The following is a 17,148-nucleotide window of genomic DNA, read 5'->3' on the forward strand; positions in this document are numbered from 1 at the left end:
TAGCCAGGATCGATCATGCAGATTCTCGACACTCTAGCCCGAAATCTGGGCCAATTGCGTGAACAGCGTGGGCTGACTCTTTCAGGGCTTTCCCAACGTTGCGGGATTGCCAAGTCCACCTTGTCAGGACTGGAGTCTGCTCAGGGTAATCCCACAATAGAGACGCTGTGGGCGATTGCCAATGCGCTCGATACGCCTTTTGGTCAATTGGTATCTGGGACCAGTCTAGGTCCGGTTCAAATCGGCGACGGCCAGGTCGCCGTTCGTTTTATTGAACGAACTGACGATGAAAGTGGTTCTTCCATCGAGTCCTACCGCATGCACTTGGCGGCGGGCCACACCAAGCAATCTGCTGCACATCCCCAGGCGTGAGGGAGAAAGTAGTTGTGACCAGTGGCCCCATGTTGGTCGGAGACCTGCTGGCTCCCAGGGTGCTCAACTCTGGCGAAGTTCATTCTTTTCCCGCTGATGTTCCTCATGTTTATGGCGCTATGGGAAAGCCAGCGCAGGCCGTTGTGTTCGTCGAGTACCCAGCATCGGCGGCACCGCCAGGCGCTGACCTTTTCTGTGCTCTTGAATGGCCCGTCACCGCTGCCGCATGGGAAGGTGTGGAGTGCATGCTGACGCGTGTGTTCATCGAAGTGGCCAATGGGTTTGGCGCCATGATGCTCCGGTTTAGAGGTTGCCGGCTACAGTCGGCAGCCGCGCTTGCACTATTGCGGGACAAACTGCTTTCGATGGATTCTGCGAGCTATCGCTGGCCGCAGTCGGTGCTCATGGGTGTCGATGTCGAAGGGCCTTTCATGGTAGTTCTGCCTCGGTATTTCGCACAGGCCTTTACCGAGACGAATCATCCCTTGGCCCGAACGGCATTGGGCTGCCGAGCGCTGGTACTGGCCCGAGAGGCTGAGGCTGATCTGATCTCCGAGTCAAGGTTCGTTGAGGATGATCTTGTCAGTGAGCACAAGGTGCTACAGGCACTGGGCGGAGAGTGTGCTTTGAAATCGGGCCAATTGATACTGCCTAAGACTTTGAAATTGCTTGATCGACAGGCTGTTGTATCTGTGGAGCCATCCACTGAAGCAGGTGCGTTCTCGAGCCGGATTCAGGTCGAGCACTACGACGCATTCGAGTTGCTTCATCCTGCGTATGCAAGACAGGTCGTTGCCATGGCCCAGGATGTTGTGGACTTCACGCCAGCGCGACAGACCGTGGATATCGGAACTGGGCCTGGTCTTCCTCTGCTGATGCTGCAGGAGCTTTTACCGGACTTGAAGGCGCTGGCTGTGGAACCAGATCCTGTGGCGTATGCGTGTCTGCGCATCAATGTAGAAGGGCGAGAAGGAATTTCTCTACATCAGGGCGGATTCCTGGAGTTGGATCTCTCCCATGGTCAATCTGAACTGATCACATCCGTGGGGTCATCGCACCACTTCAACACAGCCTTCATGCTGCAAAAAGCCCGGATGCTTCTCAAGCCTGGAGGTGTTTTGTCTGTGGCCGATGAGTTTTTGCCCTCGTTCCGTGATGTTGAATCACGCAATGCCGCGCTGGTTCGCCATCACAGTGCCTACATCCTCCACGTTGCCGCCGCGATGGAATGCTGTGATCTCCCCCGTATGGACGATCTGGACTACAGCTTGTATCGCGCGTTTCAGCAATATCTCGGTCAAGCGGTCTTTTTAGCCGAGCAGGGTCAGTCATTGGCTGCTGTGCGGCTATGTCGAGACTTGTTTGCACAGGTCCGGCAGGCATCGTTGGACAAGCGGCCTGCCCACGCGGTCGGAGCATATGTACGTTTTTTCTGGCTGGAATTGCAGGCCATGGTGGCGGGGTTCGACTATGAAGTCGAATGCAAGACCCATGTCCGCCGATTTCTGGAACTGGCCGCAGGTACCGGCCTGGAACTGCTTCGGCACAGACGCGTGTACGCCACTTGCGGTGACCAAGCGCACGATGGTGGCACTCATGTAATGACGTTTCGTAGGCGGGGCGCATGAGCGGCATGACACGAGGCCGGTTCATGTTGGCCGGCCTGACGGCCAGCCTCTCCGTGGCAACAGGCTATCTGCCGATTGCTTTTTCCTTTGGCGTGGCGGCCGTTCAGGCGGGTCTTGCTCCATCCATTGCGGTGCTGGCTTCCGTGCTGGTCTATGCCGGAGCCAGCCAGTTCCTGCTGATTTCGTTGCTGGCTTCGGGAGCCGGGCTGTGGACCGCTTTGCCCACGGTGCTGTTGATGAATGCGCGGCATGTGCTGTATGGCCCGGCCCTGCAGGTGGTGCTGGGGCCGCGGCAGCGCCTGGCCACGCCCTGGTTGGCCTTTGGCCTGACCGACGAGGTGTTTGCCACCGCCATGAGCAAGATGCAGGGCGTGCCAGAGGCCGAGCGCGAGCACTGGTTTCTGGGCCTGCAACTTGGCGCCTACGCGGCCTGGGTGGGCGGCACGGTGATGGGGGTGACGCTGGTGGGCGAGGTGGATCGGTGGCCGGCAGCCGTCCGCGAGGGGTTGGCCTTCGTTCTGCCGGCATTGTTCTTTGCGCTGCTGCTGGAGGCGGGTGTGCTGCGCTGGTGGCGTGCGGTGCTCACGGCCGCCGTGGTCGCTGCGGTGCTGGTTTGCTTCATTCCGGGCTACCACGCCCTGGCGCTGGCGATCCTGTGCGGTGCGCTGGCGCATGCGGCCACGGCCGATAGGCGCTGATCACCATGTCGTACACATTCTGGATCTTGCTGTTGTGCGGTGTCGGCACCTTTGGCCTGCGCTGGTTGCCGTTGTGGCAGGCACGCCGCAGAGGGCACTCTGCACGGGCGTCCCGGAAGGTGCAGAGGTGGCTGGCGGGTGTCGGGCCCGCCGCCATCGCTGCCCTGTTCGTGGTGTCAACCTGGGGGCTGTTGGTCAGCGATGTCCGCTGGGGGCGGGTGGCCGTGATCGCCCTGGCGCTGCTGGCCATCTGCCTCGCACGCCTGGTGCGTGGAGGCATTGCCATGCCGACCTTGGCTGGTGCGCTGACCTACGGCCTGCTGGCCCATTTCAAGCCCTGGTGATGTCAGTGCGGCTGGGCATGGAAGGCCTTGTTGGCAATCTTCCAGCCCGCTTCCGTCTTGAGCAGCACGAAGTAGTCGATGAAGGTGATGGCGCCGTGCACCAGGGTGATCTTGGCGCTGGCCGCCGTGCCGCCGATGTCGATGGCGTCGATGCTGCGGCGGCGCGTGGCCTCGTCGGCGGCGGGCTGGCCCTTGAAGCGGGCGCAGTAGGTGTCGATGTCCCAGGAGGTCAGCGGGCCTTCGCGCACGCTTTCGATGCGGGCGGTGGGCATGAAGGCGGCGCGCATGTGGGCGCTGTTGTCCTCGGCATGGCCGCGCATGTACAGCTCCAGCGGCACGCGCACGGCGGCTTCTTCGGGGTGGTCGGTCAGGCGTGGGTTGGCAGTCGTCATGGTGTTCTCCTGGGACGGATGGATGGCGGCCTGCGCTTGCAGGCCGGCGGCCGCGCATCGTAGCCACAAGCGCGGGGGGCAGTCCAACGGGGGGCGAGGCGCGGCCCGCGCCGGGGTGCGGTGCAATGCCTTGTTTTCAATGGAATTTCGGGCTGATGCGCCCCGCATTGGCCGTGCCTGGGTCAACAGTGTTTTGAGCGCCGTGCCCTGTCTGAGACCCTGCCGACGGGTGCTCGACCTGTTCCGAAAACGCTCTGGTCAGAGCGGGTAAAGCCGGGGTAAAGCGGGGGTAATGCCTGCGTAAAACGGCGATCTGCCTCGTTTTGGAGAGCATGGGACTGGCTACCATAGCCGCATCCGCCGCCGTTCCCTGTTCCGGGGCCGGACCCACGGTTTCCTCCCACGACTTCCCGCAGTGACCATGAAACGCCTGTCAAGCAGCCCCTTTGTTGCAGATGCCCACGGCGTACGCCAGCGCGGCCGGGTACGGCCCGCCCTGATGTGGGGCGTGGTGGCACTGGCCCTGGTGGCGGGGGGCGGGCTGTGGTGGTGGAACAAGCGGGCGCCGGCGCAGGGCGAGCAGGCCTCGGCCGGTGCGCCCGGCCCGGGTGGCGGGCGTGCGGGAGGCGGCCGGCGCGGCCCCGGCGGGCCGGGTGGGCCTGGCGGCCCCGGCGCCATGGGTGCCCAGGCGCAGCCGGTGTCCGTGGGCGTGGTGGAGCGGCGCGACATGCGCGTGCTGATCAGCGCCATCGGCACCATGAACCCGCGCGCCACGGCCGTGGTGCGCGCCAAGGTGTCGGGCGAGTTGCTGCGCCTGCATTTCAAGGAAGGCGACGAGGTCAAGGCCGGCCAGCTGCTGGCCGAGATCGATCCGCGCAGCTTCCAGGCCAGCTTCAACCAGATCCAGGGCACGCTGCAGCGCGACCAGGCGCTGCTCAAGAACGCCCAGCTGGACCTGCAGCGCTACAAGGAGCTGCAGGCACAGGATTCCATTGCCGGCCAGCAGGTCGATACCCAGGCTGCGCTGGTGCGCCAGTACCAGGGCACAGTGGCCGCCGACCAGGCCCAGGCCGATGCGGCCAAGCTGCAACTGAGCTACACGCGCATCACGGCGCCCATTGCGGGCCGGCTGGGCCTGCGCCAGGCCGACCGGGGCAATGTGGTCAACCCTTCGGACACCAACGGCATCGTCACCATCACCCAGGTCAAGCCCATCGACGCGGTGTTTTCCGTGCCCGAGGCCCATGTGGGCACGCTGGCGCGGCGCCTGGCCGAGGGGCGCGAGCTGCCCGTGGAGCTGTGGGATCGTGACCTGAAGCAGCAACTGGGGCGCGGCCGCCTCAATGCGGTGGACAACAGCATCGACATCGCCACCGGCACCATCAAGGCCAAGGCCGCTTTCGACAATGCCGAGGGCCGGCTGTTCGCCAACCAGTTCGTCAACGTCAAGCTGGAAGTGGACCGGCTGGAGCAGGCGCTGACCGTGCCGACCACGGCCGTGCAGAACAACTACGTCTACCTGGTCCAGGAGGATGGCACGGTGACGCAGCGGCGCATTGCCGTGGGCGTGACCGATGGCGACCGGGTGAGCGTGAAGGGCGAGCTCAAGCCTGGCGAGCAGGTGGTGGTCGATGGCATTGACCGCCTGCGCGAAGGCGCCAAGGTCACGGTGATCGAGCCCGACAAGGTGCAGAAGGTGGACCAAGCCGTGCAGGATGCCTCCGGCCAGCCGCGCGGCATGCGCAATCTGCCGCCCGATGTGCGCGCCAAGCTGGCGACCATGAACCCCGACGAGCGCAAGGCCTACCTGCAGAAGCTGCGTGCCGAGCGCGGTGGGCAGCGCAATGGTGGCAATGGCGGCAGTGGCGGCAACGGCGGCAACGTGACCGCGCCGGCGGCCGAAGGCTCCGCGCCCGCAGGCCAGTCGCCGGCACCGTCGCCCGGATCGCCCCAGCCTTCGCCCGGCCCGGCACCTGCCGCGCCCTCTGCGCCCTCTGCGCCTGCTGCTCCCGCAGCTCCCGCTCCGGCCGGGCGCTGAGCAGCGCCCCGGCACCTGAAGACTGCAAGCCCTTCCAGGCGGCCCCATGAATCTTTCCCGCATCTTCATCCTGCGACCCGTCGCCACCTCGCTGCTGATGGTGGCGGTGCTGATCGCCGGCCTGCTGGCCTACCGGCTGTTGCCGATTTCGGCCCTGCCCGAGGTGGACTACCCCACCATCCAGGTGACCACGCTGTACCCCGGTGCCAGCCCCGACGTGATGACCTCCAACGTCACCGCGCCGCTGGAGCGCCAGCTCGGCCAGATGCCGGGGCTGTCGCAGATGTCGTCCACCAGCTCGGGCGGCGCCTCGGTGATCACGCTGCGCTTTGCGCTGGACATGGCCATGGACGTGGCCGAGCAGCAGGTGCAGGCCGCCATCAACGCGGGCTCCAACCTGCTGCCCAGCGACCTGCCCATGCCCCCGCTGTACAGCAAGGTCAACCCGGCGGATGCGCCCATCCTCACGCTGGCCATCACCTCGCCCTCGCTGCCGGTGATCCGCGTCAACGACCTGGTGGAAAACCGCCTGGCGCCCAAGCTCTCGCAGGTCAACGGCGTGGGCCTGGTGGCGATTGCCGGCGGGCGCCGGCCTGCCGTGCGCATCCAGGCCAACCCGACGGCGCTGGCCGGCCTGGGCATGACGCTGGACGATGTGCGCACCGCCATCGCCGCCGCCAACGTCAAGCAGGCCAAGGGCGGCTTCGACGGCCCGGCGCGCGCCTCCACCATCGATGCCAACGACCAGCTGCAGTCGGCGGCCGAGTACCGCAACCTCATCATCGCCTTCAAGAACGGCCTGCCCGTGCGCCTGTCCGACATCGCCCAGACCGTGGACGATGCCGAGAACACGCGCCTGGCCGCCTGGGCCGGCACGCCCGAGGGCGGCTCGCGCGCAGGCGTGATCCTCAACATCCGGCGCCAGCCCGGCGCCAACGTGATCGAGACAGTGGACCGCATCAAGGCGCTGCTGCCCCAGCTCAAGGAGACGCTGCCGGCCTCGCTGGACGTGCAGGTGCTGACCGACCGCACGGTGACCATCCGCGCCTCGGTCAACGACATGCAGCTGGAGCTGATGCTGGCCATCGCCCTGGTGGTGGCGGTGATCTTCGTCTTCCTGCGCAGCGCCTCGGCCACGCTGATCCCGAGCTTTGCCGTGCCGCTGTCGCTGATCGGCACCTTCGGCGTGATGTACCTGGCCGGTTTTTCCATCAACAACCTCACGCTGATGGCGCTGACGGTCTCCACCGGCTTCGTGGTGGACGATGCCATCGTGATGATCGAGAACATCGCGCGCTTCGTGGAAAAGGGCGAGCCGCCCATGCAGGCCGCGCTCAAGGGCGCCAAGCAGATCGGCTTCACCATCATCTCGCTGACGATTTCGCTGATCGCCGTGCTGATCCCGCTGCTGTTCATGGGCGACGTGGTGGGGCGGCTGTTCCACGAGTTCGCCATCACCATGGCGGTGGCCATCCTGATCTCGGCCGTGGTCTCGCTGACGCTCACGCCCATGCTGTGCGCACGGCTGCTGCGCCACCAGCCCGAAGGGGCAGAGGAGGAGAAGCACGGCCGCCTGTACCACGCCACGGGCCGTTTCTTCGACCGCACCATTGCCGGCTACGGCCGCATCCTCACCTGGGTGCTGGACCGCCGGGGACTGACCTGGATCGTCTTCCTGGCCACGCTGGCCGTGACCGTGCTGCTGTACTTTGCCGTGCCCAAGGGCTTCTTCCCGGACCAGGACACGGGCACCATCCAGGCCACGACCGAGGCCGACCAGTCCATCTCGTTTGCCGCCATGGCCGAGCGCCAGCAGGCCCTGGCCGAGCTGCTGCTCAAGGACCCGGCCGTGCAGAGCATCTCGTCCTTCATCGGCGTCGATGGCAGCAACACCACGCTGAACACGGGCCGGCTGCTGATCGACCTCAAGCCCCATGGCCAGCGCGATGGCGTGCCCGCCGTGCTGCGCCGCCTGTCCGACGATGCGCTGCAGATCCCGGGCATACGCCTGTACGCCCAGCCCGTGCAGGACCTGACCATCGAGGACCGCGTGGCGCGCACCCAGTACCAGCTGCTGATGTCCTCGCCCGACATGGCGCAGCTGACCACCAGCACCCAGGCCCTGGTCGAGCGCATGCACGACCTGCCCGAGCTGGTGGACGTGGGCAGCGACCTGCAGAACCAGGGCCTGCAGGCCTTCGTGCAGATCGACCGGGCACAGGCCAGCCGGCTGGGCGTGACGGTCGCGGCCATCGACACGGCGCTGTACAACGCCTTCGGCCAGCGGCTGATCTCCACCATCTTCACGCAGTCCAACCAGTACCGCGTGGTGCTGGAAGTGGCGCCGCAGTTCAAGATCGGGCCCGAGTCGCTGCAGGCCATCTATGTGGCCTCCAGCGCCGGCGCGCCCGTGCCGCTGTCCTCGGTGGCCACGGTCAGCGAGCGGCCCATGGCCCTGGCCGTGAACCATGTGGGGCAGCTGCCGGCCGCCACCATCTCGTTCAACACTGCGCCCGGCGTGTCGCTGGGCCATGCGGTCAAGGCCGTGCAGGACCTGATGGCCCAGCTGCGCACCGAGGGCCATATGCCGCTGTCGGTGGATGCCGCCTTCCAGGGCGCGGCCCTGGCCTTCCAGGCCTCGCTGTCCAACACGCTGCTGCTGGTGCTGGCGGCGGTGATCACCATGTACATCGTGCTGGGCGTGCTCTATGAGAGCACCATCCACCCGGTGACCATCCTGTCCACGCTGCCCTCGGCCGGCGTGGGCGCGCTGCTGGCCCTGCTGCTGGCGGGGCTGGATCTGGACATCATCGCCATCATCGGCATCGTGCTGCTGATCGGCATCGTCAAGAAGAACGCGATCATGATGATCGACTTCGCGCTGGAGGCGCAGCGCGAGGAGGGACACACGCCGCGCGAGGCCATCTACCAGGCCTGCCTGCTGCGGTTCCGGCCTATCCTGATGACGACCCTGGCGGCTTTGCTGGGGGCCTTGCCATTGATGCTGGGGACGGGGGTGGGCAGTGAGTTGCGGCATCCGTTGGGGGTGACGTTGGTGGGGGGCTTGCTGGTGAGTCAGTTGCTGACTCTGTTCACTACGCCTGTGATTTATCTGACTTTTGAAGGGTGGGCGCAGAGGTGGCGGGATCGTCGGAGTGCTTCTTCGGAGCAGGCCCATGCTTGAGCTTGATCTGCGCTTTTGGCTGGCGCCGCTGGCCGGGGTTCGGCCCGGCGGCCGACCTACTTTCTTGTCGCGCGACAAGAAAGTAGGCAAAGAAGCGCGCCCCACTGCCCGCGACCCCTTCGCTTCGCTGCGGGGCCACCTGCGTCGTGGCGCTTGCGGGGTTCGCCGTGAAACTCACTTCGCGCTGGCGCGCTGCGTTCAGACAATCACGGCGAGCCAGATGACGAAGCAGTCCTGTCCTTCGGCAGGACTGCAACCCCGCAAGCGCCACGACGCAGGCGCGGGCAGAAGGGGAGTTTGCTCGGGCCATCGCTTCGCTCGGCCTGGGGTTTTTGGGGCTGGATCATGAGCCAGCTTTCCAATCTCTCGGCGCCGTTCATCTTCCGGCCCATTGCCACCATGCTGATGACCATCGGCCTGGCGCTGGCGGGGGCGGTTTCGTATTTCCTGCTGCCGGTGGCGCCGCTGCCGCAGGTGGACTATCCGACGATTTCGGTGTCGGCCAGCCTGCCGGGTGCAAGCCCCGACACGATGGCGGCGACGGTGGCGACGCCGCTGGAGCGGGCGCTGGGGGCGATTGCGGGGGTCAATGAGATCACGTCCAGCTCCAGCCTGGGCAGTACGCGCATCACGCTGCAGTTCGATCTGTCGCGCACGGTGGACAGCGCGGCGCGCGATGTGCAGGCCGCCATCAATGCGGCGCGCACGCTGCTGCCTTCGGGCATGCCGGGCAATCCCACGTATCGCAAGGTGAATCCGGCCGATGCGCCGATCATGATCCTGGCGCTGACGTCCAGCGCGCTGACGCGCGGGCAGATGTATGACGCGGCGTCCACCGTGCTGGCGCAAAAGCTGTCGCAGGTGGAGGGCGTGGGCCAGGCGTCCATCAGCGGCGGGGCGCTGCCGGCCGTGCGCGTGGAGCTGGACCCGGTGAAGCTGGCGGCCAATGGCGTGTCGCTGGACCAGGTGCGTACCGCCATTTCGGCCACGAATGCCAACCGGCCGCTGGGCGCGGTGGAGCGCGAGGACCATTACTGGCAGGTGACCGCCAATGACCAGGCGCGCGTGGCGGCCGACTATGCGCCGCTGGTGCTGCGCTGGAGCAATGGCAATGCGATCCGGCTGCAGGACGTGGCCGATGTCACGGATTCGGTGCAGGACGTGCGCAACTACGGCGTGGCCAATGGCAAGCCCGCCATCCTGCTGCAGATCTTCAAGCAGCCCGATGCCAACATCCTGGAGGCCGTGGCGCGCGTGCGCTCTTTGCTGCCGCAGCTCAAGGCGTCCATCCCCGAGGCCATCGATCTGACCATCGTGTCCGACCGCACGCCCACGCTGCGTGCCTCGGTGGTGGAGGTGGAGCGGGCGCTGTTGATCGCCGTGGCGCTGGTGATCCTGGTGGTGTTCCTGTTCCTGCGCAATGGCCGGGCCACGCTGATTCCGGCCGTGGCCGTGCCGGTGTCGCTGGCGGGCACGTTCGGCGTGATGTACCTGGCCGGCTACACGCTGGACAACCTGTCGCTGATGGCGCTGACCGTGGCCACGGGCTTTGTGGTGGACGATGCCATCGTGGTGCTGGAGAACGTGATGCGCCACATGGAGCGCGGCAAGACCGCGCTGCGCGCGGCGCTGGACGGGGCACGCGAGATCGGGTTCACCGTGGTGTCCATGAGCCTGTCGCTGATCGCGGTGTTCGTGCCCATCCTGTTCATGGGCGGCATCGTGGGGCGGTTCTTCCGCGAGTTCGCGGTGGTGATGTCGGCGGCCATTCTGATCTCGATGGTGGTGTCGCTGACCACCACGCCCATGATGTGCGCGGCGCTGCTGCGCCCGCAGCGTGTCGCTCAGCCGGGCCGGCCGCGCAATGGCCTGCAGCGCGCATGGGACCGCTTCGGCGCCTGGGTGGGCCGGGCCGAGCGGCGGGCCATGTCCGGCTACCGCGCAAGCCTGGCCTGGTGCCTGCGCCACCAGCCGCTGGTGCTGCTGGTGCTGGCCGGCGTGGTGGCGCTGAACGTGCACCTGTACATGGCCATCGACAAGGGTTTCATGCCCAGCCAGGACACGGGCCGCGTGATGGGCTTCATCCGGGCCGACCAGTCCACCTCCTACCAGGCCATGGAGCAGCGGCTCAAGCGCTTCCTGTCCATCGTGCAGGAAGACCCGGCCGTGGAGTACGTGACGGGCTTCACGGGCGGCGGCCAGCGCAATGCGGCCAACATGTTCATGTCGCTCAAGCCGCTGGCCGAGCGCAAGGTGTCTTCCGACGAGGTGATCAACCGCCTGCGCGACAAGCTCAAGAACGAGCCCGGCGCGAGGCTGTTCATGGTCACGCAAAGCGATATCCGCATCGGCGGGCGGCAAAGCTCGGGCTCGTATGACTACACGCTGCAGGCCGACGATATCCAGGACCTGCGCACCTGGGAGCCGCGCATCCGCCAGGTGCTTTCGCAACTGCCCCAGCTCACGGACGTGAACAGCGATGTGTCCGACTTCGGCCTGCAGACCTCGCTGGTGATCGACCGCGACGCGGCCACGCGCCTGGGGCTGACGGTGTCGCAGATCGACGGCACGCTCAACAACGCCTTCGGCCAGCGCCAGGTGGGCGTGATCTACAACCCGCTCAACCAATACCGCGTGGTGATGGAGGCCGCGCCCCGCTACCTGCAAAGCCCCGAGACGCTGCGCGGTTTCTTCTTCGTGAACAACCAGGGCGTGCAGGTGCCGCTGACCTCGTTTGCGCGCATCACCACCACCAACACGCCGCTGGCCGTGAACCACGACCGGGGCACGCCGGCCAGCACCATCAGCTTCAGCCTGGCCGAGGGCGTGGCGCTGTCGGACGCCAGTGATGCCATCCGCGCGGCCGTGGCCGAGCTGGGCGTGCCCGTGTCGGTGCGCGGCAGCTTCAGCGGCACGGCCGGGGCCTTCCAGCAGGCGCTGTCAGGGCAGCCGCTGCTGATCCTGGCGGCCATCATCACCATCTACCTGGTGCTGGGCGTGCTCTATGAGAGCCTGGTGCATCCGCTGACCATCCTGTCCACGCTGCCCTCGGCGGGCGTGGGCGCGCTGATGGCGCTGATGCTGTTCAAGACGGAGTTCTCGCTGATCGCGCTGATCGGGGTGATATTGCTGATCGGCATCGTCAAGAAGAACGCCATCATGATGATCGACTTCGCGCTGGAGCGGCAGCGCGCCGGCCACGCCACGGCCGCCCAGGCCATCTACCGCGCCTGCGAGCTGCGGCTGCGCCCCATCCTCATGACCAGCCTGGCGGCCATCTGCGGCGCGCTGCCGCTGGCCCTGGGCCGGGGCGATGGCGCCGAGCTGCGCCAGCCGCTGGGCATTGCCATCGTGGGCGGCCTGATGCTGAGCCAGCTGCTCACGCTCTACACCACGCCCGTGGTCTATGTACTGCTGGACAGGCTGCGCCAGCGTGTCATGGGCCTGCGTGGCCGTGTGCAGGGCAAGGACCGTGGCACCCCTGTGCCAGCCGCATCACCCCAGTGAACCGAATCCGAAAGCCCAAGCTGATGCAGTTCAAGACACTTCACTCCCCGGCGATCTGGCTGGCCGCCGCGCTGCTGGCCGGTTGCTCCACGCAGAGCGCCTACCAGCGCCCCGCACTCGAGGTGCCGGCCCAGTTCAAGGAAGCCACGCCCGAGGCGGCCGAGGCCGGCATCTGGCGGCCCGCAGATCCGTCGCGCGCGCAAGTGCCCGACAACTGGTGGGAGCTGTTCGGCGACGAGCAGCTCAACCGCCTGCAGCAGCAGGCCGCCACCGGCAACCAGAGCATTGCCCAGGCCGCCGCGCGCCTGCGTGCCGCGCAGGCGGCCGTGGCCAGCAGCCAGGCCGGGCTGTTCCCCACGCTGGGCAGCACGGCCGGCGCCACGCGCTCGCGCAGCGGCGGGGCCTCCGGTGCATCAGGCACGGGCGGCAACACCGGCAACACCGGCAGTAGCGGCAACATCTCGACCAACTACTCGCTGGGCCTGAACGCCAGCTGGGAGCTGGACCTGTGGGGCCGCGTGTCGGGCACGGTCAGCGCCAGCCAGGCCAGCGCCCAGGCCAGCAGCGACGACCTGGCCGCCGCGCGGCTGTCGGCCCAGGCATCGATCACGCAGACCTATTTCTCGCTGCGCGCGGCCGACGCCAGCGTGCGGCTGCTGCAGGAAACGCTGCAGGGCTACGAGCAAAGCCTGAAGCTCACCAATAACCGCTACCGCGCGGGCGTGGCCTCGTCGGCCGACGTGGCCCAGGCCGAGGCGCAGTACAAAAGCACCCAGGCCCAGCTCATCGAGGCACAGACCAGCCGCGCCCAACTGGAGCACGCGCTGGCCGCGCTGCTGGGCCTGCCGCCTGCGGCCTTCAGCCTGGAGGCCGGCGCCGAACTGCCGCCGCCGCCCGAGGTGCCGGCCATGCTGTCGTCCCAACTGCTGGAGCAGCGCCCAGACATTGCGGCGGCCGAGCGCCGCGTGGCCGCCGCCAACGCCCAGGTGGGCGTGGCGCGCGCGGCCTTCTTCCCGGCGCTCACGCTGTCGGCCACGGCCGGCTACCGGGGTGCATCGCTGTCCAACCTGGTGAGTGCGCCCAACCTGTTCTGGTCGCTGGGCCCCTCGCTGGCGCTGGCGCTGTTCGACGGCGGCGCGCGCACGGCGGCCGTTGAGTCGGCGCGTGCCTCGCTGGACCTGGCCGCCGCCACCTACCGCCAGACCGTGCTGACGGCGTTGCAGGAGGTGGAGGACAACCTGGTCACCGCATCCGCCCTGGCGCGCGAGCAGCAGGTGCAGGTCGAGGCCGTGGCCGCCGCGCAGAAGGCGCTGGATGTCGTCAACAACCAGTACCGCGCGGGCACGGTGGCCTATCTGAATGTGCTCAGCGCCCAAACCACGGTGCTGTCGGCGCGGCGCAGCCTGATCGATGTGCGCAACCGGCGGCTGGCCGCCGTCAACACCTTGCTCAAGAACGTGGCCGGGCGCTGGGAGCCGCTGGGGCCGGCCTCCGTGCAGGGGCCGCAGGCTGTCGCGCGCTGATGTTCAGTCCTGCAGCTCGAAGGACTGGCGAAATGCTTCGCCGAAGGCCGCGCTGCCGCTGATCGACAGGTTCACTGTGGTGCGGCCATCCCCGGCCGCCACGGACTGCAGGCGCGCCGTGGCTGCGTCAAAGCGCCAGGCCAGCGGCTGGCCGCCGTCGTCCTGGGCCTGCAGCTCGTAGTCCCAGTCGCCGCCTTCCTCGATGGGGCCGCGCCGGCCCTTGAAGCGGCGGTGCGCCCAGGCCAGCAATTGCTCCACCTCGGCCGCCAGCGCCGGTACGCGCGTGGCGGGCACGCTGGCCATGGCGTCCCAGCAGCCCGTGCCTTCGTCGTCTTCGCTGTAGTCGAAATCCAGGTAGTCGAGGGTCATGGTGGCGGTCCGCATGCGTAGTGCGTGGTTGGAAAAGGGAAAGCCCGGCATTGTGCCGCGTGCACAATCGCCCGCATCGCAGAACCGGAAAGACATTCAGATGGACACCGCACAGCAATCGATGGCGCCGCCGATGGTGAGCGCGCAGTCCCTGCGCTTCGGGCAGCCGGGCCTGCTGCTGTGGGATGGCGCCTCGCACGACTGGCCCGTGGGCCTGTGCCTGGTGCGCGGCGGGGAGGGCTGCGGCAAGACCAGCCTGCTGCAAATGCTGGCCGGCCAGTTGCCCTTGCAGGGCGGGCGCCTGGTGTATCCGCAGCAGCCGGACCCGTCGCAGCGCCCCGCGCTGTTCTGGCGCGACCCGCGCGCCGAGCTGTCCAATGCCGAGCGCGCCCGGCCCGCGCAGGAATGGGTGCAGGCCCAGCGGCAGTTGCACCCGGCCTGGAGCGAGTCGGCATGGCAGGCCCATGCCGACGGCCTGGGCCTGGAGCCCCATCTGCACAAGCCCCTGCTGGCCCTGTCCACGGGCAGCCTGCGCAAGCTGTGGATGGCGGCGGGCTGGGCCAGCGGCGTGCCGCTGCTGCTGATCGACGAGCCGTTGGCCGCGCTGGACCGGGGATCGATCGACCATGTGCAGCGCACGCTGGCGGGGCTCAACCGGGCCGGCCAGCAATCTGCGCCCGTGGCCGGGCATGGCCCCCGCTGCGTGATCGTCGCCCACTGGGACGAGATGCAGGGCGTGGCCTGGGATGACGTGCTGGACCTGCCCGATCAGCCGCCGCTGCGCTGACGGAGCCGGCGTCTACATCGCCGCCTACATCGCCTTGAACCGCTGCGCGTAGAGGCGGCTGACGGCCAGTTTTTCCGCTCGCTCGCGCAGCTGCAGCCACAGCCGGCCGGCCTCGTCGCGCTGGGCATTGGCAATGGCCGCCGCACGCACCACCGTGCCGCGGTGCACCTGCCAGAATTCCTCGGCATCCAGCCGGGGCAGCAGCTCCTTGAGCGGCGTGCGCACCAGGTACTCATGCGAGGCCGTGAGCACGCGCACGTACTTGTCGGCCGCCTCGAAATAGACGACGTCGTGCACGGGCACCATCTGGATCTGCGTGCCCACGCCGGCCTGGATCATCTGCAGCGGCGGCTCGGCGGCGGGGGCCGTGGCACCGGCCAGGTGCCGCAATTGCTCCAGCGCCTGCGCCAGCGCAGCGCCGGCCGGGGCCACCGTGCGCTGGGCCAGCAGCTCGCGCAGGCGCTGCACGCTGCGCGCCAGCCGCTCGGGCTGCACGGGCTTGAGCAGGTAGTCCACGGCCTGGGCCTCGAAGGCGTCCATGGCGTACTGGTCATAGGCGGTCACGAAGACGAGGATGGGAAACGGCTGCGCCTCGGGCCAGGCGTCGGCCAGTTCGGCAGCGGCCTCCAGGCCGCTCTGGCCCGGCATGCGGATGTCGAAGAACAGCACATCGGGCTGCAGCGCCAGCGCCTGCCGGGCGGCACTCAGGCCGTCGCCCACCATGGCGGCAATCTGCAACTCGGGCCAGGCGCGGGCCAGGGCCTGGCGCAGGTCCTCGGCCAGCAGGGGTTCGTCTTCGGCGATCAGGGCGCGGGGGAGGAGGTCATTTCAACCGGCGTTGGCAATGGTGATTTTGGCGAGCGTGCCGCCTTCGGGCAGGGCGGCCAGTTCGAAGTGTGCGGCGTCGCCATAGCGGCTGGCCAGGCGCTCGCGCAGCTGGGCCGTGCCGAAGCGGCTGCCGGGCAGGGCGGGCGCTCCGGTGTCCAGGCCCAGTCCGTTGTCGGCCACGGTCAACTCCAGCTGGCCGCCGGCGGTGCGGCGCGCGCGCACGGCGATATGCCCGCCTTCCAGCTTGGGCTCCAGTCCGTGGCGTATGCAGTTTTCCACCAGGGGCTGCAGCAGCAGCGGCGGCACAGGTACCTGGGCCAAATCCTCGGGCAGGTCCAGCGTGTATTGCAGGCGCGGGCCCATGCGGATGGACATCAGCGCCAGGTAGTCGCGCAGGCGTGCGAACTCTTCGCCCAGCGCATGCTCGGTGCTGCGCGAGCCGCCCAGCGTGGCGCGCAGGTAGGCGATCAGATGGTCCAGCATGGCCTGGGCGCGCTGCGGGTCGCTGGCCACCAGCACGCGCAGGTTGGCCAGGGTGTTGAACAGCATGTGCGGCTCCAGCTGGGCCTGCAGCAGGGTGAGTTTGGCCTCGGCCGCCTGGCGGCGGGCCTGCTCGGCCTGCATCTGCAGGTGGCGCGAGTAGCCCAGCAGGAAGAAGGCCAGCGACATCACCGTGCTGGCGACGATGGTGACGGCCAGAGGTATCCACAGCCGGTGCATCAGGGCCGTGCTGGCGTCGGGATCGGCCCACTGCCTGTAGGCCGTGCCGATCAGCGACCCGATCACGAACCCCGTCACGATGCCGGCCACCACCAGCGCGGCGCCGCGCCAGCCGCCGGGCCAGGGAATGTCCTGGCCCCGCGTCAGGCGCCAGCGGCCCAGTTCGATGGTGAGCCAGCTGGTCAGGCCGATCGACAGTGAGTAGATGAGGTTCACGTCCCAGCGGCCGTGGTTGCTCAGGCTGAATGCGGCGGCAATCAGGGCGCAGGCCGAGGTCGTTGCGATGCCGTGGCGCAGCAGCGTGGTCCGTTCCACGATGTGGCCCTGTGCGGCCCGCTGGGATGGGGCGTTGGATGCGAGGTCGGGCATGGAGAGCAATGGTAGTCCCATGGCGTCGCTCAGCGGGCACGGTCCTGGCGTGACTGCAGCGCCTGCCGCTCACGCTCCACCATGCGCCCGTGCCAGCCGTTGCCCGGCAGGGCCAGCCAGACCACGGCGCCGTGGATGGCCAGCCCCAGGCCCCAGCCCAGGGCCGGGAAGATGGCCCAGTGCCTGCCCTGGGACAGCGACAGCGCCGCCAGCCCGAGGTTGACCAGCACATAGACGCTGGCGTGGATCATCCAGCCCATCTTGGCGCCTGCGCGGCGGCGCGCCATGCGCTCCAGGGCATCGTCGTCGTGGCGGGCAGAGGGATCGCGGGGATCAAGGGTATCGAGGGTGCGCATGGGAAGTTCTCCGTCAGGGGGAAGGAAAGCGGC

Annotated in this window: 14 protein-coding genes; 9 read left to right on the top strand and 5 right to left on the bottom strand. The window is 67.8% G+C overall.

What is annotated here, in order from left to right:
- Positions 1–15: 15 nt before the first annotated feature.
- The 4 genes from BO996_RS10615 to BO996_RS10630 are packed head-to-tail and all read left to right on the top strand — an operon-like array spanning position 16 to position 3,042.
- Positions 16–372 carry a helix-turn-helix domain-containing protein gene (locus BO996_RS10615; protein ID WP_071954696.1) on the top strand — a complete coding sequence of 119 codons (357 nt, stop codon included), beginning with the start codon at positions 16–18 and terminating at the stop codon, positions 370–372.
- Positions 373–401: 29 nt separating this feature from the next.
- Positions 402–2,000 carry a class I SAM-dependent methyltransferase gene (locus BO996_RS10620; RefSeq protein ID WP_083571133.1) on the top strand — a complete coding sequence of 533 codons (1,599 nt, stop codon included), beginning with the start codon at positions 402–404 and terminating at the stop codon, positions 1,998–2,000.
- Positions 2,001–2,023: 23 nt separating this feature from the next.
- Positions 2,024–2,698 carry an AzlC family ABC transporter permease gene (locus BO996_RS10625; protein ID WP_232240510.1) on the top strand — a complete coding sequence of 225 codons (675 nt, stop codon included), beginning with the start codon at positions 2,024–2,026 and terminating at the stop codon, positions 2,696–2,698.
- 5 nt (positions 2,699–2,703) lie between these two features.
- Positions 2,704–3,042 (top strand): AzlD domain-containing protein, encoded by a 339-nt coding sequence (locus BO996_RS10630; RefSeq protein WP_071954698.1) that lies wholly within the window; start codon positions 2,704–2,706, stop codon positions 3,040–3,042.
- A gap of 2 nt (positions 3,043–3,044) precedes the next feature.
- Here the strand turns inward: BO996_RS10630 and BO996_RS10635 are convergent, their stop codons facing one another.
- Complete coding sequence (locus tag BO996_RS10635) at positions 3,045–3,434, bottom strand: nuclear transport factor 2 family protein (RefSeq protein ID WP_013803605.1); 390 nt, start codon at positions 3,432–3,434, stop codon at positions 3,045–3,047.
- 421 nt (positions 3,435–3,855) lie between these two features.
- Here BO996_RS10635 and BO996_RS10640 point away from each other — a divergent pair, with 421 nt between their 5' ends.
- The 4 genes from BO996_RS10640 (at position 3,856) to BO996_RS10655 (ending at position 13,686) form a co-directional block, all read left to right on the top strand.
- Positions 3,856–5,472, top strand: a complete 1,617-nt coding sequence (locus tag BO996_RS10640) for an efflux RND transporter periplasmic adaptor subunit (RefSeq protein ID WP_071954699.1) — start codon at positions 3,856–3,858, stop codon at positions 5,470–5,472.
- A 46-nt stretch (positions 5,473–5,518) separates the two neighbouring features.
- The gene (locus BO996_RS10645; RefSeq protein WP_071954700.1) at positions 5,519–8,656 is read left to right on the top strand and encodes an MdtB/MuxB family multidrug efflux RND transporter permease subunit; all 3,138 of its coding nucleotides are present in this window, start codon (positions 5,519–5,521) and stop codon (positions 8,654–8,656) included.
- A gap of 345 nt (positions 8,657–9,001) precedes the next feature.
- The gene (locus BO996_RS10650) at positions 9,002–12,163 is read left to right on the top strand and encodes a multidrug efflux RND transporter permease subunit (RefSeq protein ID WP_071954701.1); all 3,162 of its coding nucleotides are present in this window, start codon (positions 9,002–9,004) and stop codon (positions 12,161–12,163) included.
- Between the two features lie 23 nt (positions 12,164–12,186).
- On the top strand, positions 12,187–13,686 hold the full coding sequence (locus BO996_RS10655; RefSeq protein ID WP_071954702.1) for an efflux transporter outer membrane subunit: 1,500 nt from the start codon (positions 12,187–12,189) through the stop codon (positions 13,684–13,686).
- Positions 13,687–13,689: 3 nt separating this feature from the next.
- Here BO996_RS10655 and BO996_RS10660 read toward each other — a convergent pair whose 3' ends face one another.
- Positions 13,690–14,055, bottom strand: a complete 366-nt coding sequence (locus BO996_RS10660) for a hypothetical protein (protein ID WP_071954703.1) — start codon at positions 14,053–14,055, stop codon at positions 13,690–13,692.
- A gap of 13 nt (positions 14,056–14,068) precedes the next feature.
- Between BO996_RS10660 and BO996_RS10665 the strand changes: the two genes are divergently transcribed.
- On the top strand, positions 14,069–14,842 hold the full coding sequence (locus BO996_RS10665; RefSeq protein ID WP_071957068.1) for an ABC transporter ATP-binding protein: 774 nt from the start codon (positions 14,069–14,071) through the stop codon (positions 14,840–14,842).
- Between the two features lie 24 nt (positions 14,843–14,866).
- On the opposite strand, the gene BO996_RS10670 is transcribed toward BO996_RS10665, so the two are convergent.
- From BO996_RS10670 to BO996_RS10680, 3 genes are read right to left on the bottom strand one after another with little or no spacing between them, the layout of a single operon-like run.
- Complete coding sequence (locus tag BO996_RS10670; protein ID WP_071954704.1) at positions 14,867–15,649, bottom strand: LytR/AlgR family response regulator transcription factor; 783 nt, start codon at positions 15,647–15,649, stop codon at positions 14,867–14,869.
- A gap of 21 nt (positions 15,650–15,670) precedes the next feature.
- The gene (locus tag BO996_RS10675; RefSeq protein WP_071957069.1) at positions 15,671–16,759 is read right to left on the bottom strand and encodes a sensor histidine kinase; all 1,089 of its coding nucleotides are present in this window, start codon (positions 16,757–16,759) and stop codon (positions 15,671–15,673) included.
- A 29-nt stretch (positions 16,760–16,788) separates the two neighbouring features.
- A complete protein-coding gene (locus BO996_RS10680) occupies positions 16,789–17,115 on the bottom strand; it encodes a 2TM domain-containing protein (RefSeq protein WP_071954705.1) in 327 nt (108 codons plus the stop codon).
- Positions 17,116–17,148: the final 33 nt, after the last annotated feature.

Origin of the sequence: Delftia sp. HK171, from assembly GCF_001886655.1 — a bacterium.
In the GTDB taxonomy this organism is placed as follows: Bacteria; Pseudomonadota; Gammaproteobacteria; order Burkholderiales; family Burkholderiaceae_C; genus Comamonas; species Comamonas acidovorans.